At 59.2% G+C, this 23,202-nt stretch carries 26 protein-coding genes and 1 pseudogene; 7 read left to right on the forward strand and 20 right to left on the reverse strand.

Going from position 1 to position 23,202, the window contains the following annotated elements; genetic code table 11:
- Positions 1–68: 68 nt before the first annotated feature.
- From SD70_RS09085 to crcB (SD70_RS09110), 6 genes are all read right to left on the reverse strand, one after another.
- Positions 69–752 carry a hypothetical protein gene (locus SD70_RS09085; protein WP_052487203.1) on the reverse strand — a complete coding sequence of 228 codons (684 nt, stop codon included), beginning with the start codon at positions 750–752 and terminating at the stop codon, positions 69–71.
- Between the two features lie 101 nt (positions 753–853).
- Positions 854–1,399: a CoA-binding protein gene (locus tag SD70_RS40635; RefSeq protein ID WP_449267212.1), complete on the reverse strand. Its 546-nt coding sequence runs from the start codon at positions 1,397–1,399 to the stop codon at positions 854–856.
- 15 nt (positions 1,400–1,414) lie between these two features.
- A complete protein-coding gene (locus tag SD70_RS09095) occupies positions 1,415–2,233 on the reverse strand; it encodes a C39 family peptidase (protein ID WP_197080967.1) in 819 nt (272 codons plus the stop codon).
- Between the two features lie 40 nt (positions 2,234–2,273).
- Positions 2,274–3,569: a 3-phosphoshikimate 1-carboxyvinyltransferase gene (aroA, locus tag SD70_RS09100; protein ID WP_041047265.1), complete on the reverse strand. Its 1,296-nt coding sequence runs from the start codon at positions 3,567–3,569 to the stop codon at positions 2,274–2,276.
- 15 nt (positions 3,570–3,584) lie between these two features.
- Positions 3,585–3,944, reverse strand: coding sequence for a fluoride efflux transporter CrcB (gene crcB / locus SD70_RS09105; RefSeq protein ID WP_041047266.1), 360 nt, complete (start codon positions 3,942–3,944; stop codon positions 3,585–3,587).
- Complete coding sequence (gene crcB, locus SD70_RS09110; protein ID WP_231571125.1) at positions 3,941–4,351, reverse strand: fluoride efflux transporter CrcB; 411 nt, start codon at positions 4,349–4,351, stop codon at positions 3,941–3,943. Before crcB (SD70_RS09110) ends, crcB (SD70_RS09105) begins: the two co-directional genes overlap by 4 nt.
- Before the next feature lie 306 nt (positions 4,352–4,657).
- Here crcB (SD70_RS09110) and SD70_RS09115 point away from each other — a divergent pair, with 306 nt between their 5' ends.
- On the forward strand, positions 4,658–4,960 hold the full coding sequence (locus tag SD70_RS09115; RefSeq protein ID WP_041047267.1) for a rhodanese-like domain-containing protein: 303 nt from the start codon (positions 4,658–4,660) through the stop codon (positions 4,958–4,960).
- A gap of 10 nt (positions 4,961–4,970) precedes the next feature.
- Here the strand turns inward: SD70_RS09115 and SD70_RS09120 are convergent, their stop codons facing one another.
- A complete protein-coding gene (locus SD70_RS09120) occupies positions 4,971–5,495 on the reverse strand; it encodes a shikimate kinase (RefSeq protein WP_041047268.1) in 525 nt (174 codons plus the stop codon).
- Positions 5,496–5,676: 181 nt separating this feature from the next.
- Between SD70_RS09120 and SD70_RS09125 the strand changes: the two genes are divergently transcribed.
- Positions 5,677–6,003 (forward strand): hypothetical protein, encoded by a 327-nt coding sequence (locus SD70_RS09125; RefSeq protein ID WP_041047269.1) that lies wholly within the window; start codon positions 5,677–5,679, stop codon positions 6,001–6,003.
- A gap of 9 nt (positions 6,004–6,012) precedes the next feature.
- Here SD70_RS09125 and gndA read toward each other — a convergent pair whose 3' ends face one another.
- The 11 genes and pseudogenes from gndA to SD70_RS40645 all read right to left on the reverse strand — a co-directional run bounded on the left by gndA (position 6,013) and on the right by SD70_RS40645 (position 17,040).
- A complete protein-coding gene (gene gndA, locus SD70_RS09130; protein WP_041047270.1) occupies positions 6,013–7,425 on the reverse strand; it encodes an NADP-dependent phosphogluconate dehydrogenase in 1,413 nt (470 codons plus the stop codon).
- Between the two features lie 26 nt (positions 7,426–7,451).
- Complete coding sequence (locus SD70_RS37815; RefSeq protein WP_269432453.1) at positions 7,452–8,219, reverse strand: SDR family oxidoreductase; 768 nt, start codon at positions 8,217–8,219, stop codon at positions 7,452–7,454.
- Between the two features lie 84 nt (positions 8,220–8,303).
- Positions 8,304–9,833: pseudogene (locus SD70_RS37820) on the reverse strand (gluconokinase); the annotation flags it as partial.
- On the reverse strand, positions 9,830–11,107 hold the full coding sequence (locus SD70_RS09140; RefSeq protein WP_041047271.1) for a lactate racemase domain-containing protein: 1,278 nt from the start codon (positions 11,105–11,107) through the stop codon (positions 9,830–9,832). The gene SD70_RS09140 and the pseudogene SD70_RS37820, both read right to left, overlap by 4 nt.
- Positions 11,108–11,146: 39 nt before the next feature.
- The gene (locus SD70_RS09145; protein ID WP_041047272.1) at positions 11,147–12,166 is read right to left on the reverse strand and encodes a LacI family DNA-binding transcriptional regulator; all 1,020 of its coding nucleotides are present in this window, start codon (positions 12,164–12,166) and stop codon (positions 11,147–11,149) included.
- Between the two features lie 131 nt (positions 12,167–12,297).
- Positions 12,298–12,894 carry a hypothetical protein gene (locus SD70_RS09150; RefSeq protein WP_041047273.1) on the reverse strand — a complete coding sequence of 199 codons (597 nt, stop codon included), beginning with the start codon at positions 12,892–12,894 and terminating at the stop codon, positions 12,298–12,300.
- Positions 12,895–13,100: 206 nt separating this feature from the next.
- Positions 13,101–13,667 (reverse strand): FAD-dependent oxidoreductase, encoded by a 567-nt coding sequence (locus tag SD70_RS09155; RefSeq protein WP_041047274.1) that lies wholly within the window; start codon positions 13,665–13,667, stop codon positions 13,101–13,103.
- 195 nt (positions 13,668–13,862) lie between these two features.
- A complete protein-coding gene (locus SD70_RS09160) occupies positions 13,863–14,783 on the reverse strand; it encodes a stalk domain-containing protein (RefSeq protein WP_052487204.1) in 921 nt (306 codons plus the stop codon).
- Between the two features lie 156 nt (positions 14,784–14,939).
- Entirely contained in the window at positions 14,940–15,281 is a 342-nt protein-coding gene (locus tag SD70_RS09165; protein ID WP_041047275.1) for a DUF2512 family protein, read from the reverse strand.
- A gap of 74 nt (positions 15,282–15,355) precedes the next feature.
- Positions 15,356–16,444 (reverse strand): dihydroxy-acid dehydratase domain-containing protein, encoded by a 1,089-nt coding sequence (locus tag SD70_RS40640; protein WP_449267213.1) that lies wholly within the window; start codon positions 16,442–16,444, stop codon positions 15,356–15,358.
- Positions 16,423–17,040: a dihydroxy-acid dehydratase domain-containing protein gene (locus tag SD70_RS40645; protein ID WP_449267214.1), complete on the reverse strand. Its 618-nt coding sequence runs from the start codon at positions 17,038–17,040 to the stop codon at positions 16,423–16,425. Before SD70_RS40645 ends, SD70_RS40640 begins: the two co-directional genes overlap by 22 nt.
- A gap of 400 nt (positions 17,041–17,440) precedes the next feature.
- Here SD70_RS40645 and SD70_RS09175 point away from each other — a divergent pair, with 400 nt between their 5' ends.
- The 4 genes from SD70_RS09175 (at position 17,441) to SD70_RS09185 (ending at position 19,965) form a co-directional block, all read left to right on the forward strand.
- Complete coding sequence (locus tag SD70_RS09175; RefSeq protein WP_041047276.1) at positions 17,441–18,184, forward strand: hypothetical protein; 744 nt, start codon at positions 17,441–17,443, stop codon at positions 18,182–18,184.
- On the forward strand, positions 18,118–18,414 hold the full coding sequence (locus SD70_RS39745; RefSeq protein WP_331436755.1) for a WGxxGxxG family protein: 297 nt from the start codon (positions 18,118–18,120) through the stop codon (positions 18,412–18,414). Before SD70_RS09175 ends, SD70_RS39745 begins: the two co-directional genes overlap by 67 nt.
- A gap of 102 nt (positions 18,415–18,516) precedes the next feature.
- Positions 18,517–19,173 (forward strand): YktB family protein, encoded by a 657-nt coding sequence (locus SD70_RS09180; RefSeq protein ID WP_041047277.1) that lies wholly within the window; start codon positions 18,517–18,519, stop codon positions 19,171–19,173.
- A gap of 69 nt (positions 19,174–19,242) precedes the next feature.
- The gene (locus SD70_RS09185) at positions 19,243–19,965 is read left to right on the forward strand and encodes a hypothetical protein (protein ID WP_041047278.1); all 723 of its coding nucleotides are present in this window, start codon (positions 19,243–19,245) and stop codon (positions 19,963–19,965) included.
- A gap of 89 nt (positions 19,966–20,054) precedes the next feature.
- Here the strand turns inward: SD70_RS09185 and SD70_RS09190 are convergent, their stop codons facing one another.
- The gene (locus SD70_RS09190) at positions 20,055–21,113 is read right to left on the reverse strand and encodes an MFS transporter (protein ID WP_231571126.1); all 1,059 of its coding nucleotides are present in this window, start codon (positions 21,111–21,113) and stop codon (positions 20,055–20,057) included.
- Positions 21,038–21,331: a hypothetical protein gene (locus tag SD70_RS37825; protein ID WP_231571127.1), complete on the reverse strand. Its 294-nt coding sequence runs from the start codon at positions 21,329–21,331 to the stop codon at positions 21,038–21,040. The genes SD70_RS09190 and SD70_RS37825 overlap by 76 nt, the downstream gene beginning before the upstream one ends.
- A gap of 374 nt (positions 21,332–21,705) precedes the next feature.
- Here SD70_RS37825 and SD70_RS09195 point away from each other — a divergent pair, with 374 nt between their 5' ends.
- On the forward strand, positions 21,706–23,172 hold the full coding sequence (locus SD70_RS09195) for an aminotransferase class I/II-fold pyridoxal phosphate-dependent enzyme (RefSeq protein WP_041047279.1): 1,467 nt from the start codon (positions 21,706–21,708) through the stop codon (positions 23,170–23,172).
- Positions 23,173–23,202 lie beyond the last annotated feature (30 nt).

Here is a 23,202-nt window from a genome sequence, read left to right on the forward strand (position 1 = left end):
AGGAGCATTTTGTCAAAAAGAAAAAGGAAAAAGGCTGCCTGTGCGGCAGCCCTCGGTTAGGACCGATGTTAGAACGGATTGTTGTAGCCAAACTGCTGGCTAACGTTGTTGTGGCCGGACCAAGCTTGCTCGTTGCCGCGAATGCCGTAAGAGGCGCTGCCGTAGTGCGCTCCTTGGCCGAAGCCGGATTGCTGCATGCCAAAGCTGCCTTGCTGATGCTGCGCCGGAGAGAAGGAATCGCCGCGCAGGCTGGCGTCATGGCCCATTTGATTGCCGCGGTAGTTCGCGGTGTGGTAAGATTCCGCCGACGGATTGGCGTTTTGGGCATAGCCGCCTTGGCCGAAGGAAGTTTGGCCGCCGTACGAAGCTGTAGCGCCTTGCGCCTGGAAGCTTCCGTACGGATTGCCGAAGCCGAATTGGCTGGAAACGTTGTTGTGGCCGGACCAAGCTTGCTGGTTGCCGCGAATGCCGAAAGAGGGGCTGCCGTAGTTCGCTTGGCTCAGGCCTTGAGCGCCGAATCCTTGATGTTGCGCCGGAGAAAACGAGTCGCCGCGCAGAGAAGCGTCATGGCCCATTTGATTGCCGCGGTAGTTTGCGGTGTGGTACGTCTCCGCGGAAGGGTAATTGCCGTACTGCTGCTGCTGGCTTTGGTTTGCCCCATAGAACGATTGCACGGCACCGACCGGTTGGTACTGCCGCTGGATTCCTTGATACTGGGAACCAACGTTGCTTTGGAATTGCTGACTGTACATGGATAAGCTCCCTTCTGATCATGGGTAGATTGGGTCTTCACGAAGGTAACCTTTTCCGTATCTTCCTGAAGCCTTTATTATTGTGAACCGCTTTTCGATTTTTATGAGCCTGAATCATATGAAAAATAAGAAAAAAAATCGCCCATCATCATGCCGAAAAAGCAAGATGATGGGCGATTTTGGGTGCCGATGCTACCGTATTGCGAGAGCTTGCAGATACGGTCAGCCTCGATTCGGACGGGTAACGGCGTCCTCAACTTTGATGCAGCGGTCCATAATGACCTCCAGCCCGCCGGAGCGAGCAATTTCCGCAGCATCGTCGTTCGCAATGCCGAGCTGCAGCCACAGCACCTTGCACCGATGCGCACCGCTTCTTCCGCCACTTCGGGCGTATGCTCGCTGCGGCGAAACACGTTGACGATGTCGACCGGCTCCGGAATGTCGGATATAGAAGCGTAGCTTTTCTCGCCGAGGATCGTGTCCGCGTTCGGGTTGACCGGAATGATCCGGTAGCCGCGCTGCTGCATCGCTTGCGCGACCATGTGCGACGTCCGCTCCGGATTGTCGGACAAGCCGACGACGGCGATATTGCCCGCCCCTTCCAATATTTGTTTGATGCGTTCGCGGCTAGGATTCTCGAAAGCCATCTTCGACTGCCTCCTTTATTTGTGATACGAGAGCGCCTGCTTGCCCATCGCTTCCCATGTTGCAAGAAATTGGGCTTTGTCAATGGCGGTGCCTTTCTCGCCCAAAATCGGATCGTTGACGTACACGTTCTGCTCGTCGTAGCCGACAAGCAGGACGGCGTGCTCCGCGAACGTCGTCTTCACCCGCCCGGCGGGGGAATCCCATTCCACCCATTTCGCCGGCATCGCATAGTCGATCGTGTTCCATACGATTACCGGGAAGCCTTGCTCCACTTGCTTTTGCAATAGCTCGAACGGCTTGCCGGTAAGGTCGACGGCGCCGGGAATATACGTCTGCAAGAGCGGCAGCAGCGCCTCGTGATAAATGCCGAAGCCGCGCGATTTGCCTGTGACGTCGCCGACAAATCCGGTATGCGGATTGCCCCAATAAGCGATGCCGCCTTTGCCGTCAAAGCGGATCGGCGTCTCGTCCTTCTTCATCTCGTCCGCCAGCTCCAGCTTCGTCTTGCTAATGCCGGCATATTGGAGCAGCATCGCCAGACTCGTCACCTCGCAGCCGGAAGGAAGCTCCGGGTACTGCTTGATGACGGGGGCGTCGAGCTTCGCGGACGGTTTCGGCTGCTCCGGCGGCGGCGCGGCCGCTTGCGCCGGTATCGGCCGCGTGGCGGCGGCTGGCGGCGAAGCGGCCAGGGCTGTCGCCACGACAGACTCGGTGCGGCCGCTGCCCGTAAAACGGTCGTAAAGCAGCACGGTGAAAAGTCCGCTCGTCAGCGTCAAAGCCGCCAACGAGAGGAACGCGAACGTCACCTTCATCCCTTTCCATAAAATCAGCATGCCCGCTCACCCGCTTAAACTATGTACGTTGCGCCGTCGTTTAGTCGCGCTCGAGCTCCACATGAGCTCCGAGCGCGCGGAGATGATCGAAGTAGTTCGGATACGACTTGGCCACATGGTGCGCGTCGCGAATCGTGAGCCCTTGCTTCGAACGCAGCCCGACAACGGCGAGCGCCATAATGACGCGATGATCGATGTGGGAATCGATCTCGACCCCGCCTTCGACGCCTTCCGGACGACCGTGGACGATAATTTCGCTTTGCCGCTCCTCGACATCGGCGCCGGCTTTGCGCAGTTCGTGCAAAAAATCGGTGATGCGGTCGCACTCTTTGTAGCGCAAGTTCTCGACGTTGTAAAACCGGGATGTGCCTTCGGCGAACACGGCCGCTGCCACCATCGCCAGCACCGCATCGGTGAAATGGTCGCCGTCGAATTCGCCCGCCTTCAGCCGCCCGTTGCCTAGCACGTGCACGACGCCGCCCTGATGCGTCAAACCCACGCCCATCGCTTTCAGCACATCGACGACGGCCCGTTCGCCCTGGCGGCTCGTTTCCTCGAGGCGGCGCACTTTGACGTCCGAATTCGTGACGGCTGCGGCGGCCAATATTGCTGCCGAGCCGGGGTAATCTCCCTGCACGACATATTTTTTCGCTTCGTACCGCTGCTTGCCGGGCACGCGGAAATGCATCAAATCTGCAGCCGCCTCGATCTTCACGCCGGCCTGTTCGATGACTTCAAGCGTTTGCCCGACGATCACTTTCGATTTGAGATCGTGCAGCACTACGATTTCGCTGTCTTCATCGAGCAGCGGCGTCATGAACAGAAGCGAGCTCAAGAATTGGGAAGAGACGCTGCCGGACACTTCGATTCGCCCGCCTTTCGGAGCGCCGCCGTAAATCGTGATCGGCAGCTTGCCGGCGCGGTGCTCGACCCGGACGTTCATTTGCTCGAGGGCGGCGATCAGGTCGTCGTGCGGACGTTTGCCGAGCGAATCCGGATACGCATTGACGAACGTCAGCTCCGGACAAAACGCCGCGACCGACATCAGAAAGCGCAGCACCGCCCCGGCGTTGCCGACGTTCAGCTCGTGGACATGCCGCGGGTGGCGCCCGAAGCCTTGAATCGTCATTTTCTCGTCGTCTTCATCGATTACGGCGCCGAGATCGCGAATGCAGCGCCTCATCGCATCGCTGTCTTCGCTGTGAGCCGGATAATAGACAGTGCTTGTCCCGTCGGCCAGCGCGCCGATAAGCAAATAGCGGGTCGTATAATTTTTCGAGGACAGGGCTTGAATGTCGCCCTGCAAGTTCGGTGTCGGACGGACTATTGCACGCACGATGATAGCAACCTCCTAAAATATGTACAAGCCGAACGCGGCCGCAATAAGGCCGAGCCCGTAGCTGGAAACCATATAAAGCGCAAAATAACCCCATGTCCGCTGCCGTCCCAGCCGCACGCTCTCCAGCTTGAACGTCGAGAACGTCGTATAGGCGCCCATAAAGCCGGTGCCGAGCAGCAGCGCGAGCCACTGCGGCGCATGGCCCCCGGCTATAATGCCGAGCAGCAGCGAACCGGTCGCATTTATCGTCAGTGTACCATATGGAAGCGGGGATGGAAACCTCTTGGCAATCGCCTGCGACAACCGGTAGCGGACGATCGCTCCGGCGAACCCGCCAGCAGCTACCAGCAGCAAACAAACCGCGCCGCTCACGGACGTCCCCCTTTTACGGCAAAATACCGCCGCCGTTCGGTTAAGGCCATTCCCGCGCGGACCGACAGCAGACCGCCTGCGGCGCTGGCGAGCCCATACCCCAGAGCGGCAGCCAAACGGCCGTGCTGAAGTAAATGGAGAAGCTCGACGCTTAACGTCGAGAACGTCGTAAAAGAGCCTATAACTCCTGTCGACAGGCCCAGCTTCAGCCAATCCGGCAAACGCCCTTCCGCAGCCGACGCAAGCGAGCCGAGCGCAAAGCTGCCGGCCAAGTTGCAAGCCAGCGTTCCCCACGGAAAAGCGGCCGGATCGGCGGGATTGAAGACAAGCGACAGCCCGTACCGGGCTAAAGCGCCGACAATGCCGCCGGCACCGACGATGAGCATATCGATTGCAGATCTTTTCATGCGGCGCCCCCGCTGCCCATCCCGGCGCCTGCAACAGTAAGCCCGCGATGCCGCCGCCCTGCACCAGCCGGGCAGAGTTCGGCTTAGCGACTTCGCGCTGCGCAGCGCCGCGGCTGCCGGTTACAGCTTCCTGTACGTACAGGACGCTATCCTTCGCCGCTGTGTCCTTGTCCTGTTTGTGCTCCACCCTTTTGCTCTCCTTCCCCTTCGGCTCTAGGCCGCTTGCTTCTTGCCGCCTTCTCGGGTACGATGTGCGATAGAAGTGCGATCATCCTCAAAACGATACTGTGAAAGGCGGTTCCCACCATGAACGATCTTGAAACGATTTCGCCGGAAGAAGTGAAGCGGCGCCTCGGCGCCGGCGAGAAGCTGAACATTATCGACGTCCGCGAGCCGGAGGAAGTCCTCCAGGGCCGCATTCCCGGCGCGGTCAACATTCCGCTCGGGGAGCTGCCGGAGCGCCACGGCGAAATTGCCCGCAGCGGCGAAATTATCCTCGTCTGCCGCAGCGGCAACCGCAGCCAGCGGGCCTATCAATATCTCTCGTCCCTGAACATTCCGGGGTTGCGCAATATGACAGGCGGCATGCTGGCCTGGGATCAGCTGTAACCGACGCGGCTTACAGACTGCCGGCCTGAAGGGCTGCCACGATGCGGGCCGCTACGGCAGCCGGCTCCAGATCGGCCGTATCGATCGTCATATGCGCGAAATCGTACGCCCCGCGCCGCTTCTCCAGCAGCGTCCGCACCCGTTCGCTGGCGTCGCCCTGCAGCAACGGCCGGTTGCTGTCGCCGCGGACGCGCTCAATAATCGTCGCCATCGGCGCCGTCAGCGCAACGACGAGCCCGCCCGCCAACATGCAGGCGCGGTTCGCTCCCGCCAGCACGGCGCCGCCCCCGGTGGCCAGCACCATGTGCTTGCCGCCAAGCAGCTCGTGCAACGCTTCGCTTTCGTACTCCCGAAACGCCGCCTCGCCCTGTTCGGCAAAAATTTCCGGAATCGTCTTTCCGGTCTTCTCCTCAATCCACCGATCCGTATCGGCGAACGTCCAGCCGAGCCGTTCGGCCGTCAAAGCGCCGACCGTCGATTTGCCCGTTCCCATAAAGCCGACGAGCACGATATTGTTTTTCGTCAAAGCGGACATTCTCCTTTTTCCAACGGCTCTCCCGCCGTCCTCTTGGCGTAACTTGTCAAATCAAATCATAGCATAAGCCTGTCCTTGATGAATACCGCCGTCATAAAAAACATAAGATGATGTGAATAATTTCCAAACCGAACAGCAAGGATGGATGATAGGTGGATATTAACGAAGGAGAGATGACGAATTGGCTACCCCCGTACCCGTTCCGCAGCAAACCATGCACAAGCTGGAGCAACTGTTCAGGCCGGATTATCCGCTTTGCAAGGAAGACGTCGTATGGCTGCTCGACCTAATCAAGAAAAAGGTGGCTGAAGAAGATCCGGCTCTGCTGGATCTTCCCCAACCACGTTTGCTAAGAAGCTATCATTATTTCGCCGAGGTGGCGATGATGCTCGTGCACCGCCGGCATGTGTTTGATCAGGAAGAAGGCCGGCTCCGCAGCTGGCTGCTGGAAGCCGCCGAAGCCGTTATCGACTTGCCGCCGTCGGCGGTGCGCAAAGCGCGGCTTTAGCCTTTACTTTTAACTGTCCATCCACTGAAAGTGGAAAGTGCCTTCTTTATCGACGCGCTGGAACGTGTGCGCCCCGAAGTAATCGCGCTGCGCCTGCAGCAAATTCGCCGGCAGCCGTTCCGTGCGGTAGCTGTCGAAGTAAGCGAGCGCCGAAGCAAACGCCGGAGCGGGTATGCCGCGCGAAACGGCTACGGCTACGACTTCGCGCCAAGCATCCTGGTACGATTCCACGACGCCGCGGAAATAGTCGTCCAGCAGCAAGTTTTTCAGCTCCGGATTGCGCTTGTAGGCATCCGTAATGTTTTGCAGGAAACGGGCGCGGATAATGCAGCCGCCGCGGAAAATTTTGGCGATTTCCCCATACTGAAGATCCCAGCCGTATTCTTCGGACGCCGCTCTCATTTGCGCGAAGCCTTGCGCGTAGGAGCAAATTTTGCTGGCGTACAGCGCTTTGCGCACCGCCTCGATGAACGCCTTGCGGTCTCCGTCATACGGTTTGGCAGCGGGTCCCTTCAGCACTTTGCTGGCGGCGACCCGCTCTTCTTTCATCGCCGACAGGAAGCGCGAGAATACCGATTCCGTAATGATCGACAGCGGCACGCCGAGGTCGAGCGCGCTTTGGCTCGTCCATTTGCCGGTGCCCTTCTGGCCGGCCGCATCGAGAATGACGTCGACCATCGGCTTGCCGGTGTCGGGATCCGTTTTCGTGAAAATGTCGGTCGTAATTTCGATCAGGTAGCTGTCCAGCTCGCCGCGGTTCCATTCCGCAAAAATGTCGTGCAGCTCCTTCGTATCCGCCTGGGTCACGTCTTTCAGCAGCTGATAAGCTTCGCAAATGAGCTGCATGTCGCCGTACTCGATGCCGTTGTGCACCATTTTCACATAATGGCCGGCGCCGTCCGGACCGATGTATGTACAGCACGGCTCGCCGTTCACCTTGGCGGAAATGGCCGTTAAAATCGGCTCCACCAGCTCGTACGCGCTCTTTTGGCCGCCTGGCATAATGGACGGGCCTTTCAGCGCGCCTTCTTCGCCGCCGGACACGCCTGTGCCGATAAACCGGATGCCTTGCGCCTCCAGCTCCTTCGTACGCCGCTGCGTGTCGGGGAAGTACGAGTTGCCGCCGTCGATCAAAATGTCGCCCTTGTCGAGATGCGGCACGAGCTGCTTGATCGTATCGTCGGTCGGACCGCCCGCTTTCACCATAATGAGAATGCGGCGCGGCGTCTCGAGCGAGGCGACGAATTCTTCGATGCTATATGTACCGACGAGCTTTTTGCCCGGTGCTTCGGCAATCAGCTCCTTCGTCTTCTCCGGCGAACGGTTGTACACCGAAACGGTGAAGCCTCTGCTTTCGATATTGAGGGCAAGGTTTTTGCCCATGACCGCCAGGCCGATGACGCCGATTTGTTGCTTGGACATGTGCGGATACTTCCTTTCTGCTTAGGTTATATGGTCATGGCGCCGAATCCTCCGTCAACACGCAGGATAGCGCCGGTAACAAAGCTGGAAGCCTGTTCGGATGCGAGGAAAACAGCCGCTCCCTGCAGCTCTTCGGCATTGCCGAAACGCCCCATCGGGGTGTGGCGCATAATCGACTCGGTCCGTTCGGGAGATAAAATTTTGCGGTTCTGCTCAGCCGGGAAAAAGCCCGGGATAATGGCGTTGACGCGCACCCGGCTCGGGGCGAACTCGCGCGCCAAAAATTGCGTGACGTTGTTGACGCCGGCTTTCGACGCGGAGTAGGTGAACACCTTCGACAGCGGCGGATCCGACGATACCGACGAAATGTTGATGATGGAGCCGCCGCGACCCGCTTCGACCATATGTTTGCCAAAAATTTGACACGCTAATACGACGCTTTTCAAGTTTACGTCCATGATCGAATCCCATTCTTCCATCGTGATCTCGAAGAAGGGCGTCGTGCTGTTTTTGCCAGGGCAGTTCATCAAAATGTCGACGCTTCCCGTCCACGTCAGCACATCGACCAGGACGCGCTTCAAGTCGTATTCGTTCGTCGCGTCGGCTTGGAAGCATTTGGCTTCGCCGCCGGCTTCCTCGATGCGCTGCTGCACGGCGAGCGATTTCTCCTCATTGCGGCCGACGACGGCCACTTTCGCCCCGTGGCCGCCGAGCGCTACCGCCATCGTGCCGCCGAGCGTCGAGTTGCCGCCGATGACGACGGCGGTTTTGCCGGACAAATCGAATAAATTCATGATAAGTTCCTCCCATGTAGAAGTGATGGTCGGGCGCTTATCATCAGCTGCGGGCGCGTTTGCCGGGTCAACGCTTCGCTTGCTTTGCTGGAACGCGGCGATGTCGGCGAAGGACGCTTCTAACTGATGATATACTTTCCCGTAAATGGCTGTCAATTGTTCGTAGATGGCATGCTTCGCCGCGTTCGGCTCGAAGCGGTGCCCGGTCGTGATCCACGCTTCCAGCTCGCTCAGACGGCCGACTTCACCCATAGCAAGCAGACCGAGCATCGCCGCGCCAAGGCCGGACGCCTCGACGGTGGCCAGTACGGTCACGGGCGTGCCAAGCACGTCGGACAGCATTTGCAGCAGGAACGGCGAGCGGGCAAAGCCGCCGGAAGCGCGGATTTCGCGCGCCGGACCGCCGTTGTCCGCAAGCGCCTCGGCCACGGAATGGATGCGGTACATAATGCCTTCCAGCACTGCGCGCAGCATATGCTTTTTGCCGTGCTGCAGCGACAGGCCGAAGAAAACGCCGCGCGCGTTCGGGTTCCAGTACGGGGCCCGCTCTCCGGCCATGAGCGCGAGGAACAAAAGGCCCTCGGAGCCCGGCGGCACTTCGGCGGCGAGCTCCGTCAAATAGTCGTACGGATCCATGCCGCGCCGCCGTCCCTCCTCCGCTTCCAGCGTAGCGAGCTCGTCGCGTGCCCAGCGGAACATGATGCCGCCGTTGTTGATCGGGCCGCCGACGACCCAATAGCCTTCTTGCAGCGCATAGCAGAACAGGCGGCCTGCGGCGTCGGTTTGCGGCTCACGGACGACGCCGCGCACGGCTCCGCTCGTGCCGATCGTGACGGCGTAAACGCCGGGCTCGTGCGCCCCGACGCCGAGATTGGCGAGCACGCCGTCGGAAGCGCCGACGACGAACGGCGTGTCGGCATCAAGCCCCATGTGCGCAGCCAGCTCGGGCCGCAGCCCCGTGAGCCGGTACGTCGTCGGCACCGGCTCCGGCAGGCGGGAAGCGTCGATGCCGGCCGCGCGCAAGGCGCCTTCGTCCCAATCGAGGTTGCGCAAATTGAACATGCCGGTCGCAGACGCAATCGAATGGTCGATGACGCAGCGCCCGAAGCAGTGCGCGAATACGTATTCCTTGATGCCGAGAAACTTGTCCGTGCGCGCAAAAATGTCCGGCTCGTTATCGCGCAGCCACATCAGCTTGAACAGCGGCGACATCGGATGGAGCGGCGTCCCTGTGCGCAAATAGATGCCGTGCCCGTCGTAATCCCGCTTCAGCACGTCCACGTAAGCGGCGCTGCGGTTATCGGCCCACGTGATGCAAGGCGTCAGCGGCTTCAGCTCGGCGTCGACCGCGATCAGGCTGTGCATCGCCGCGCTGAACGATACGCAAAGTACGTCTCTGGCCCCGATGCCCGCCTTGCCGAGGACCGAGCGAATGCCGTCCACGACAGCAGCAAACAGCTGCTCCGGATCTTGTTCGGCCCTGTCGGCGGTTGGAGCGTAAAGCGGGTATTCGATCGAATGCGAGGCGACGATGCGCCCGTCTCGGCTTACGGCAAGTGTCTTCGTGCTGGTAGTGCCGATATCGACGGCAAGCACAAGCTTTGATTCGTTCATTTCGGCAAATTCCCTTTCTCGTCGAACGTCCAGTCGTACGGCGTTTCGCTTAAAATTTCAATATCAGGATTGCGGCGCGCTTCTTCAAGCATATTGACGGAAATTTCGATCTCCCCGAGATGCAGCGTATCCCGAATGCGCACGAGCCGGCATTTGGTATAATCCAAAATATTGCATGTTTTGACCGCTGCTTTTATCGCATATAAATCGTTCTCCAGCGTCGTCGCCTGCTTTGTCGGGGCGCAAACCGTCGATGTAAGGCCGTTGGCGTACGTCGCCGGCCAGTCCGTCTTGTCCGCAAGCTTCTGCGTCGTGAAATCGGCGGTGCCGACTCCGTTAGCGTTGCCCTTCGTCTCCGGCGTCAAGTCCAGCACGACCATTTTCGATACGTCCGGCCCCCCGGAGGCGTAAGGAGTCGGGTAACGGCCCGTGACGTTCGGATCCATGCCGTCGCCGCTAATATTTTTCCCAATGTAATCGATAACAAGTACGTCGATTTGATCGAACAGCAGCTTCGGCAGCCGCGCCTTCGCTTCGATCAAAAGCTGCTCCTCCCGCGCCTCGATTTGTTCCGCCGGCAGCACCTCGATGCGGCACGTCCGGTCGTACGCATTCTCGACAAGCGCGATGCCGAACACGATCGGCAGCTTGCGCAGCATCCGGTTGGCCATTTCCGGCACGTTCTCGGCCATGTATTTGAACCCGAGCTGATGGCACGCCTCCGCACCCTTCTGCTTGCCGAGACCGATCGCGATCATCTTCATGATGCCGCTCTCGATCCGGCCGCGGAACGCCGTGTGCGGCTTCACACGGTTAATGACAATGATGGCGTCCGCTTCTTCGGCTGCGATTTTATCCACATAAACGGGCAGTCCGTTCGGCAGCTCGTCGATTTGAACGACCTCCATCGAGGAGCGGATCGGCGCTCCCGCCGACGCTTCCGTTATCCCCAAATGCTTCAAAACGTCGGCTTGCCCTTCCGCCGTCGCGCCGCCGTGGCTGCCCATGCACGGAACGATGAACGGGTGCGCGCCGGCTGACTTCACGGCTTCGACCGTCACCTTCGTGAATTTGTCGATGTTCGCGATGCCCCTGCTGCCGACGGCGATTGCCACCCTCTGGCCCTCTTTGATGCGGTCGATGCCGCCCGGCCTCGCCAGCTCCTTGCGCAGCTCCGCCTCCGGCTCAGCCAGTTCGGCGGCATCGAACGACTGCCGGATGCGCACCATTTGCGGCAGCGGAATCGGATCCAACAATTGCCTCAATACGCTCATCTGCTTTAGCCTCCTATTGCTCGGTCGTATCCCATCATATCACATTCCGGGCTTCTGCGGCGGTGCCGCCGACTCCCTGACGACGAGCTCGGTGCGAACGTATACCGTTTCCGGCGCAGGCCGCCCTTGCTCGATTTCCTGAAGCAGCCGCTGCGCCGCCATGCGGCTCATCTCCGCGATCGGGCGCCGTACGGTCGTCAGCGCCGGGGTCACGTAAGCGGCAAAGACGTCGTCGTCGAAGCCGGCGACCGCGATGTCCTCAGGGGCGCGAAGCCCCGCCTCGGCGATCGCCTTCATGGCGCCGAGCGCCATTTGGTCGTTCGCGCAAAACACCGCCGTCGGCCGCTCGCGCAGCCTTAGCAGCCGCCGCATTGCGGCCAGCCCGCTCTCCACCGTATATTCGCCGGCCGCCACGTAGTCGCGGCGCACGTCGATGCCGGCTGCGGCGAGCGCCTCTTCGTAGCCGCTGCGGCGCACGACAGCCGATTTGAAACCCGGCTTGCCGGCGATCATAGCCACGTTCTCGTGCCCGAGCTTCAGCAAATAGCCCACCGCCTGGCGCACGCCTTCCGCCTCGTCGGACACGATGTTGAGGCATTGCCCTTCCTCCAGCTGCCGGTTCAGCACGACGAGCGGAATGCCTTTCTCCCGCACGGAAGCGAGAAAATCGTCGTCTTCCTCGGACTGGCTGACGGCGATGATGCCGTCGAAGCTTTTGCTCGTAATCGTGTGAAAGCCGCCAGCCCGGCAATCGTCGATGCCCTTTACCACGAGCTGATAGCCGCTGCGCAGCACTTCGCTTACGCCCCGTACCGCATCGTGGAAAAAGCCCGCCGACGTCCCGGTGTACAGCGTTGTGAAAAACAGGCCGACATGGTGGGAACGGTCGGAAACGAGGCTTTTCGCATACAGGTTCGGCGTATAGCCGAGCTGTTCGGCGAGCGCGCGGATGCGCAGCTTCGTCTCATCGTTGATGAGCGGGCTATCGTTCATGGCGCGCGACACGGTCGTATGGGACACCCCGGCCAGTTTCGCAATATCTTTGATTGTAACGCTCATGACTCACCTCGGACATAGCTCAGCGCCGTGGAATATACGTTCATCGTACCACACTTTGCACACGTGAACAATCCGTCCCATACAAAAAGGACGGCTTCGTTGCCGTCCCGGTCAGCGATATCTTTCCAACGTTACACCTCCAATTGCAGCATCTCTTGCCGTAAAGCCTGGAGCTTCGTCTTGCTTTCCTCCGCCGCTGCCGCATCGCCCCGCTGCAGAGCTTCGTGCAGCGTCGCCAGCTCGTAATCGAGCTCCAGCCTAAGCACGGGGATGCGCTCTTCAGGCCGCTTCGAACGGAACGCCTGGATCATCTCTTCGACGGTGACAACAGGCTCGCGCTGAAACAACACCTTATGCTCGATGCCGGAAATTTCCACCATCCGGATGATTTCACCGAACATTATATTTTCAATGAGGATTTGCCGGTCGCGGAACCGCTTCACGATGGCGTGGCCGCGCGTGTCGCCGATCAGCTTCTCCATCATTTCGGCCAGCTTCTCGTCGCGGAACGAGTAGTTGCCGACGATTTTATACTTCTCGCCGATCCGTTCGAATCTCAGCTTGATCAGCTTCCGCCCGCTCCGTATCGAGATGACGAACTGCTCCCCCGACTCGTTCCAATAGAGCGAATAGCCTTCTTGAATAAGCGCTTTGATCAAATTGCGGATTAGCCGGCGATCGAATCGCAGCTCTAAGTTGCAGTATTCCACCTCGTAACTTTTCCCCACGGCCATCCCCTCCATTATTTGACCGAATGTTCAGACAACTTATCCTCTTTACTTTCATCTTATTATGATTTATATGTTTTAGCAACTTGGATTATTGACATATTTTTTCCGGCGGCGTGGAGACCAAAGGCAGCGAAAATAATGCCCCTGCCGGCGCGCACGAAGCGCTGCGGCAGAGGCATTTTGCAGCATTCGGTTCAGCTTGGTTACGCCTTCAGCACGTCGTGGTCAACGTACCGTTCGCCGTTCAGCTCGCTGATAACGTTGATCGCGACTTTCGCGCCGTCGCCGGCAGTGACGATCGTATGTACGCTCACACCGGCCACCGTGCCTGCAGCCCAAATGCCGGGCACGTTTGTGCGGCCTTGCGCGTCGACTTCGACCACCGTTTTGATGCGCGGCTCGGTGCCCGGCTTCACGCCTACGCCGATGCTCTCGGCAAGGGCGGTAAGCGCCCCGGTCGCCAAAATGACGTGAGCGGCTTCGAACGTACGGCCGTCCTCGGTGGAGACGCGGAAGCCTCCGTCCGCTTTGGCCACGTCCGTTACTTTACCCGCTACAAGCTCCGCTCCGAAATTCGCCGCCTGCTTTTTGCCGATGTCGATCAGATCGGGACCGGAAATTTTCTCCACTCCGTAATGATTTTCAATCCAGGCGCGCTTCGTCATGCTCTGGTCGCTGTCGATCACGACCGTCTTCTTTCCCGCTTTTGCCGCGAACAAGGCAGCGCTGGCACCTGCTGTGCCGGCGCCGATGATGGCTACGTCGTACATATGGACGCACTCCCTTCCGAAATGTAAGCCGCTTACCGATGGGCAGCTCTCGCATTCTATTATAGCCTTTTTTGAAGGCAAATGGAAATTATCGCTAGCAAGCTTCAGGCTGTCCGAGAAAAGCGCACGCTACGCTTCAAGGCCTACATTCCCGTCCTCCGCTCCGCCTTTGCCGGGCAGCCTGTCAGCTTCGCCCTAGCGCGGCGGCGAGTAAGGATCCTCCTGCTTGCCGGTTTCCAAATTGTAGGTGTTTGCCGTACTCACGAGGTAGTCGTCTTCAAACAGCGAAGATTTGGTCAGCTTCAATTCAAAGAAATAATAATGTCCGTTTACTGAAGCCAGCATGCGGTATTCGTCCGTCTTGTCCGGAAGCGGATCGATAACGATCGGACTGACGCTGTAATACTGGTTGCCGATTTGAAAATTGCTCCATAGCTTGACGTACTTCTCCATCGCGTCCAGCTTGTTCGGATCGGACTCCGTCGACATGTACGGATGCGTCCAGCTCGGGTCGTACGACGTTTTGGGGGTCGCTTTCCACGTCTTCTTCAGCTCTTTTTCGCTGACGAAGAGCCATCCCGTATATTTGTCGCGCACTTTGCTTAGCCCGTCCGTCATCACGCCCATTCGTTTCACATCGTCAAGGCGGTAATATTTCTCGCTGCTGCCCGCGTACATTTGCAGCACCCACGTCTTGGCGCCCAAATAGTCGAGTACCATGCCGTACGCGCCCATCATCGTTACTTCCGGATATTGCACGTTGTCGCTCGTCTCCGGCTGCAAGTCACTCAAGCGGCTGTTGATGTAAATCGTATTCGTCTCGCCCCTCCAGTTGACCGTCGCGCCGAACAGCGTTCCGATCTCCTTCAGCGGCAAGTAGCTGCTGCCGTCGTAAATAAGCGTCGAATGCTGGAGATTGACCGGCTTGCCGTTGAGAACGATTTGATAGTCGGGCCGCAAGTACGCTTCCACTTTCTGGATAGCGTCCTGCGCATAAACGCCCGACGCGAATACGAATCCGAAAGCGGCCGTGAGCCCGAACGCCTTCGTCCATTTTTTACGTTGCATATTCTCGTTCGTCTCCTTCATGTTGGCGTTTTCGTTCATATTCGACATGAAGGAACAATTTCCCTGCCGCAGCTGCAAGAGGAAACGGCTTACACCGTCCGATAGGGCGAGCGCGTTTCACGCAGCGGAATCAGCCTGAGAGCAAAAAGCCGGGCTTCATCGCGTGCGAGGAAGCCCGGCTCGTGTGGAAGTCGTTTTGCGAAGTTAATGCGCAGCTCGCTCCGACGCCAAATACCGATGGTAGAAATATTCGACGACGCCCGCCCCGATGCCGATGACGCAAAGCTCCGTGAACGAAAGCGTCCACTTCGCATAATAAGCCGTCACCCAAACGAAGAAAAAGGCAAGCAGGGCGTCGCAAACGGTGGCGATGACGTTATTCGTCGAGCGCAATATCATCTGGTCGCCAACGATGTAAGAGACTACCGTTAGCGCGAGCGACGCCACCAGCGCTCCCGTCACCGACGTCTCCGGACTGAACCAGAGAAGCAAAGGAACGGTGACGATCCCGTTCCACAGCGCTTTCCAAAACAACTTCCTCCACATAGTAAATCCCTCCTGCCGCAGCAACTACGTAATTGATCGTATTATGCGCGGCAGAAGGGATCCTTATTACGCTATTATATTTTCAGCACGCCGCCGGAAGAGGCGTTAGTGACAAGCTTCGAGTATCGGGCCAAATAGCCGGACGTAATTTTCGGCTCGAAGCCTTTCCAGTTCGCTTTGCGCGCCGCCAGCACGCTTTCGTCGACTTTCAGGTTGATCGTGCGTTCCACGAGATCGATCTCGATCGTGTCCCCGTCTTCGATGAAGGCGATCGGGCCGCCTTCCGCCGCCTCCGGCGAGACGTGGCCGATGGAAATGCCGCGGGACGCTCCCGAGAAACGGCCGTCGGTAATGAGCGCCACCTTGGCGCCAAGCCCCATGCCGACGATTTGCGACGTCGGCGCGAGCATCTCCGGCATGCCGGGGCCCCCTTTCGGCCCTTCGTAGCGGATGACGACGACGTGGCCTTCGTTAACCTTGCCGCCGGCGATACCGGACAGCGCATCTTCCTGAGAGTCGAAACAAATCGCTTGGCCGGTAAAGCGGCTCCCTACCGACTTGTCGACGCCGGCCACTTTGATGATGCTGCCCTTTGGCGCCAAATTGCCGAACAGCACCGCCAGGCCGCCCTGCTCGCTGTGCGGGTTCGAGAGCGGATGGATTACTTCGGTGTTTTTGATCTCGTGCCCTGCGACGTTTTCGCGCAGCGTCTTGCCGGTTACCGTAATGCGGTCGCCGTCCAGGGCGCCTGGCTTCTTGAACAGCTCGTTCAGGATCGCGCTGACGCCTCCGGCGTGATGGACGTCCTCAATGTGATATTCCGAAGCCGGTGCGATTTTGGCCAAATGCGGAACGCGCTTCGCCACTTCGTTGATGCGCTCGATCGGGTAGTCGATGCCTGCTTCATGGGCAAGCGCAAGCGTATGCAGCACCGTGTTGGTGGAGCCGCCCATAGCCATGTCCAGTGCGAAGGCGTTGTCGATCGCTTCGATGGTGACGATATCCCGCGGCTTGATGTCCCGCTTGATGAGCTCCATGAGTTGGCGCGCCGACTGGCGGACGAACTCTTTGCGCTCTTCCCAAATGGCGAGAATGGTACCGTTGCCCGGCAGAGCGAGGCCGAGTCCCTCGGCCAAACAGTTCATCGAGTTGGCTGTGAACATGCCGGAGCACGAGCCGCATGTCGGGCAGCCGTACTGTTCAAGCTCAAGCAAGCCTTTTTCGTCGATTTTGCCGGCTTGAAAGGCGCCGACGCCTTCAAATACGGACGACAGCGAGATCGAGCGCCTTGGCTGTCTTTCCCCGCCTTCATCGGGCCGCCGCTGACGAAGATCGTCGGGATGTTGACGCGAAGTGCGCCCATCATCATTCCCGGCGTAATTTTGTCGCAGTTCGGGATGCAAACCATGCCGTCGAACCAGTGCGCGTTTACCATCGTCTCGACGGAATCGGCGATGATTTCGCGGCTCGGGAGCGAGTAGCGCATGCCGATATGGCCCATGGCGATGCCGTCGTCGACCCCGATCGTATTGAATTCGAAAGGCACGCCGCCCGCTTCGCGAATCGCTTCTTTCACGAGCTTGCCGAATTCCTGCAAATGGACGTGGCCGGGGATAATGTCGACGTACGAGTTGCACACGGCAATAAACGGCTTATTGAAATCCTCGTCCTTAATGCCGGCGGCGCGCAGCAAGCTGCGGTGCGGGGCGCGGTCGAAGCCTTTCTTGATCATATCGCTGCGCATACGTGATTTTTCCATTGAAATACCCTCCTTAAGTCTGACGATGCGATAACAAGAATAAATTCGAAAACACTCTTAACTGTAAAGTGTACAACTTCTTTGCCGTTTGCACAACCAAGAATAAACGGTTTGCACTGTCCTTTTTGAGACGCTCGCGCGTATCGGCGTTTAGCCGGCCGTGAGACGCCGCTGCATTGCTCGCGGGTACGCCCTCCCGCTTAACACGTAGCAGCGGAATCAGCCCAAGCATAGGCGCGGCTTGTACTCACCGATGAAGTAAAAGAGCCGGCCGCGCAAGCCCAATAACATTCCGCCGATGCCAACATTACGCGCTGATAGAGGCTGGCGCACGGGGAAAGCTAACGGCAAGGCGAACTTCGCCTTCCAAATTCAATTGGAGAGGATGAGTCATACGACAATGAAAAAGGTTGCAGCCGGACTATCCACGCTGGTCATGTCCGCCGCGCTGGCCGTCCCCGCCTTCGCGGAAACGGGCGGCAGCACAGCGGCGCCGGCCGGCACTGCCGCCGGTACGGTCGGTACGAGCCATTCGGTCGTCGTCGGACATTCGCTGCCCGGCACGCGCAGCACGAGCTTCGGGCCGGGTACGATCGGAATTTCGGGTTACTCCAACTATTCCAACGCATCCTCTATCGGTTCCAGCGAATTTTCTACGGGCGCTACCAGTTCCCCGGACTCTCCCGCTAACCGCGCCAACACAGCGGTAAAAAGCGTCGCCGCCAACGCGGTTGCAAATACCGCTAACGCTGCGGGCAATGCCGCTTCGAATACTGCCGGCGCCGTAGGCAACGTTGCTGCGAATACCGCTAACGCCGTAGGCAACGTCGCTTCAGGAACTGCCAACGCTGTGGGCAACGTTACTTCAGGTACTGCCAATGCCGTTGGCAATGTAGCCGCGAACACCGCCAACGCCGTGGGCAATGTCGCATCCGGTACCGTGAACGCTGTTGGCAACGTGGCATCCGGCACGCTCGGCGCGGTAGGCACGGGAGTGTCGCGGGCCATGTCCGGTGTCGGTTCTGCGGTTGGCATAAGCCCGAATACGACTACGGTCGCGGCCCCACCGGCGGGACGATTTATGGTGCGAACGGCCCGAACTCCACAGCCACCGGCCTTACCTACGGATATGGCGGTCCGGTAAGCGGGGCTACGTACAACACGACCGGCGGCGCAGCCAAATATCCTTACAGCTCTTATAATTACAATCCCGACGGCAGCAATATGATTACGAGAACGAGCGGCAACTATACCTCGACAAGCTATCGCGCCAATGCCGCTGGCGACGGCGCTACGGATTGGGGCTGGCTCGGCCTGCTCGGCCTTGTCGGACTTGCCGGCCTGTTCGGACGAAATCGCTCCGATGCGCGATAACAGCTTTGGGCAAGCTCTTGCCGGGTTTATCGGCAGGAGCTTTTTTGCGGCGGATTTGGTATGATGGGCGGTGACATCATTTAACGAAAAGAGGAACGATCTATGGTACAAGCATCGACCGCCCTGGCAGAGGCGCCGTTCGCCGGTTTTGCCGCCACCGATTTCGAGACGTTCCGCATCGACGGACTCGAACCGCGTATGGAAGCGATCCGCACCCGCATCCAGCCCAAATTCCGCGCGCTTGCCGCCGAGCTGCAGGACGAGCTGTCGCTGCTGACCGGCAGCGAGCAATTTCTTCATATCGCCAGACACGCGCGGCGCAAAGTCAATGCGCCTGTCGATACGTGGATGGCTTTCGCCCACGATAAACGGGGGTATAAGCAGCATCCGCATTTCCAGATCGGACTGTTCGACGATCGCGTCTTTGTTTGGCTCGCGTTCATCTACGAGCTTCCGGACAAGAAGCGGATCGCGGAACGACTTCTCGCCCGCACCGATGATGTGCTTGCCGCCGTCCGGAACGGCTTTGCGCTGTCTTTCGACCATATGCGCAAAGATGCCGTTCGCGCCGAAGAGCTCGGACGGGACGGATGGATCGCCGCGGTGGAACGGTTTCGCGACGTCAAAAAAGCGGAGCTGCTGATCGGCCGGGTTATCGCCTCGGACGACCCGACCGCAGGCGACGGCAAAGCTTTTCTGGCGCTTGCCAAAACCACATTCAGCGCGCTGGCGCCGATCTACCGGCTGGCCCGAGGGTAATATTCGCCAACCTTGCACAGACTATATCGCGTAATGTGAAAAATTGGTCTGACAAGGTGGGAAGCAAATATGAATCGCACTAACGCACAACGCATCGCCGTTGCGACATTGGCGTTTGGCTGCGCGCTCGGCGGCATGTATATAGGCTGCGGCCGAACAGCTTCGGCGGCAGCGGCGCCGTGGCAAATCGGCGGGGCACTGGCGGACGCGGTCGCAACGGCATACGGCGCCCCGGGCAAGGAAAGCCGCAGCGAAGCCGGTACGAAACGGCCGGACGAGGAAGCTCCCCCGATTGTAAGCGAGGCAGCTTCGCTCTTGGGCATGGATGCCAACGCATTGACCGAGCAGCTTAAAGCGGGCAAATCGATCGCCGATGTGGCGCAGGAGCGGGGCATGAGCGCGCAAGATTTGACAGCCAGGCTGCTGCGGCTGCGTGAAGCCCGGATCGACGACGCCGTCAAAACCGGCAAGCTCGATGCCGCCCGCGCGGCGCTGATGAAGCAGCGCATGGGGGAGCATCTCGACTACATGGTCAAGGAAAAAGGGCTCCTCCATCACGGTACGTTCCGCAAAAGCCATGGCTGGAAGCCGAACTATGAGCAGCTCGCCGCCGTGCTCGGTGTCGGCAAGGATGAGCTGCGGTCCCAGCTTAAAGCCGGCAAGTCGCTCGCCGAGATCGCCGCTGCCAAAGGAATGAGCCGCGATGAGTTGGTCGCCAGGCTGAAAGAGCAGATGACGCCGCAATTGGAGCGCTGGATCGACCGCAAGCACCCGGCCGCAGCCGAAAAATGATGTCAAGGATTTGATGCAGTGAAAAAAGCTGTCCGAACCTGGCTTGGCCCGGTTCGGACAGCTTTTTTGCAGTGGACGAAGACCGGGCTTCATGCCGCGAGCGCCCTGGCCTTGTTCTGTTCCAGCAGCAGCTGCAGCACGCACAGCAGCGCAAGCACTGCGCCGCTCGTCAGGAAAGGCACATGCGGGCCATATACGTCCCAAAGCTTGCCGGAGACGATCGGGCCGATAACGGTGCCGAGGCCTTCGATCGTGAGGAAAAATCCCCATACCGCTCCCCGCTTCTCCTTCGGGATGGCGGCGGCAATTAGGGCGTTCCAGGCGGGGATGATGAGAGCGTAGGCAATGCCGACCGCGGTGACGAACCCATAGACGACGTATAACGATTTGGTATAGGTGAAGGCCGCCACGGTCGCGGCGCCGAGAGCGAAGCCGACCGTCAAAAACAGCTTGGTCCCGATCCGGTCGACGAGTTTCCCTACCGGGATGAGCAGCAGTACCGTCACCGCTCCGCCCGCTACTAAAAACAGGCTGTACTGGCGCGGCGTAAGCGCCAATTCCTGACGCGCGTACAACGTCAATATCGGGCTGAGGATGCCGAGGGCGAACGTCTGCAAAAACATCGCCGGGAACAGCAGCGGCGATACGTTCAGCGAGCGCCGCACCTCACGCATATAGTTTCCGGCCCGTTCCAGCAACGGGCGCTCCGACTTGTGCGACGGCCGCGTTTTGCCGGCAAGCGCGGCGTTTTCGGCCGGGGCCCCTTTGTTCGCCGGGCCATGCCCGCGTTTTGGCAGCAGCAGCGACACAAGCACGACAGCAGTCATGCAGCCGAGCAGCAGCCGAAACGCCGGGCCGTAGTTCGAATCGCGGATAACGAAGTTGATCGCGACCGGACCGAGTCCGGTGCCGGACAACCAAGCCATATGGACGACGCTCATGATCGTCCCCTTCGCTTCGTCGCCGGCGACCTCGGTCGTACCGGTAATGACGCACGGCCACAGCGGCGCAGTTCCGATCCCGAGCGCGGCGCAAGCTACGATCGTCCATGTAAAGTGGGCCGTTACGGAGATCAGGACGATCGCCAGAACGTGACCAGCACGCCGCTCACCATGCTGGCGCGGTATCCGATTTTGTCGATAATCCAACCGACGGGGGTGCGCAGCGCGTTGTCGCCGATGTATTGGACCGCCAGCGTCCAGCCGATCACATAGGCGCTTGCCCCGAGCACAGCGGCCATGTACACCGGGAGAATCGTGAGCAAGAGCGCGCCTTTGACGAATTCCACCACGAACATAATGAACAGCAGCTTCAAAACGAACGGCGTGAATACGTTGCCCTTACCTTTGCCAGCGAGCAATGCCATTTTCTTTCTCCTCTCTCCGAAGCCGTATTGTTATTTTCCACGGGCGAGCCGCAAACTATGTTGAAGAACTTTCAGACTGCCCGAGAAAGGCGAAGCAGGGGAAGGGAATGTGAGTTGGAGAGTGCAGCGTGCGCCTTTGATCCGCGCTCCCGCTATGTTGAAATGTTCGAGGGAACACGAGTGTGGGCGATGCCGGAGAGCGCATTCCCCAATCCGCAGTGCAGCCATGCTTTCTCGGGCATTCTGAAAAGTTCACAGGAATACCACTTGCACCTGCGGCGGATTCTGCTATACTCTTTTTGTTTGCGGCACGCTGCCAAAGCTGCGGCCGCACGCTCGCAAGCTTTCGGAGCAGAAAGGATGGGATATTTGCCATGGATCAACAACGGACTCCCCTATTTACGGCTTTAAGGAAACACGCCGAACGGAATCCAATTCAGTTTCACATTCCCGGTCATAAGAAAGGTGTCGGCATGGATCCGGAGTTCCGGTCGTTCATCGGCGATAACGCCCTTTCCATCGACTTGATCAATATCGCCCCTCTTGACGACTTGCATCAGCCTACCCATGTGATCGAGGAAGCGCAAAAGCTGGCCGCCGAGGCGTTCGGCGCGGAGCACACGTTTTTCTCCGTGCAGGGGACAAGCGGCGCCATCCTGACCATGATCCTGACCGTCGTCGGCGAAGGGGATAAAATTATCGTTCCCCGCAACATTCATAAATCCATCATGGCGGCGATCATTTTCGCCGGGGCTCGTCCCGTGTTTCTATCCCCGGTTCGCGACGAGCGGCTCGGCATCGATCACGGCGTGACGACCCGGTCCGTGCGGCGCGCGCTCGAGAAACATCCCGACGCCAAAGCGGTGCTCGTCATCAACCCGACGTATTTCGGCGTGTGCGCGAACTTGAAAGAGATCGTCGAGCTTGTGCACAGCTACGACATTCCGGTGCTCGTCGACGAAGCGCACGGCGTCCTTATCCATTTTCATGACAAGCTGCCGCTGTCCGCCATGCAAGCCGGGGCCGACATGGCGGCTACCAGCGTGCATAAGCTCGGCGGCTCGATGACGCAAAGCTCGGTGCTGAACGTACAGGGGCCGCGCGTGAATACGAAACGGATCCAGACGATCATGTCAATGCTGACGACGACGTCGACGTCTTACGTCTTGCTCGCCTCGCTTGACACGGCGCGGCGCCACCTCGCCCTGCACGGCCACGACATCGCGGCGAAGGCGATCGAGCTTGCTCAGTACGCCCGCGCCGAAATTAACCGCATCCCCGGCTTGTACTGCTTCGGCGATGACATTCTCGGCACCGAAGCGACGTACGATTTCGATCCGACCAAGGTGTGCATCCACGTCCGCCACCTCGGTTTGACCGGCTACGATGTGGAAAACTGGCTGCGCGACCGCTACAACATCGAAGTCGAGCTGAGCGATATGTATAACATTTTGTGCCTGGTCACACCCGGTGATACGCGCGCCAACGTCGACACGCTGCTCGAGGCGCTGCGCTGTCTTGCGGACGAGCACCGCGGCAACAAAGCGAACGAGCTCGTTATCGACATTCCGGAAATTCCGCAGCTGTCGCTCTGGCCGCGCGATGCGTTCTACGGCGACACGGAGTCGGTTCCGTTCAAGGAATCGGCCGGCCGCATCATCGCCGAGTTTATCTACGTCTACCCGCCCGGCATCCCGATCCTGCTGCCGGGCGAAGTGATCACGCAATCGCTCATCGACTACATTGTCGACCACGTCGAGGTCGGTCTGCCGGTAAAAGGGCCGGAAGACCGCTCGATTCAGAACGTAAAGGTCATTGTGGAAGAGAAAGCCATTTTCTGATACGATAGTACACATGAAAGTGGTTTCATA

Source organism: Gordoniibacillus kamchatkensis (genome assembly GCF_000829455.1).
GTDB classification, from domain to species: Bacteria; Bacillota; Bacilli; order Paenibacillales; family NBRC-103111; genus Gordoniibacillus; species Gordoniibacillus kamchatkensis.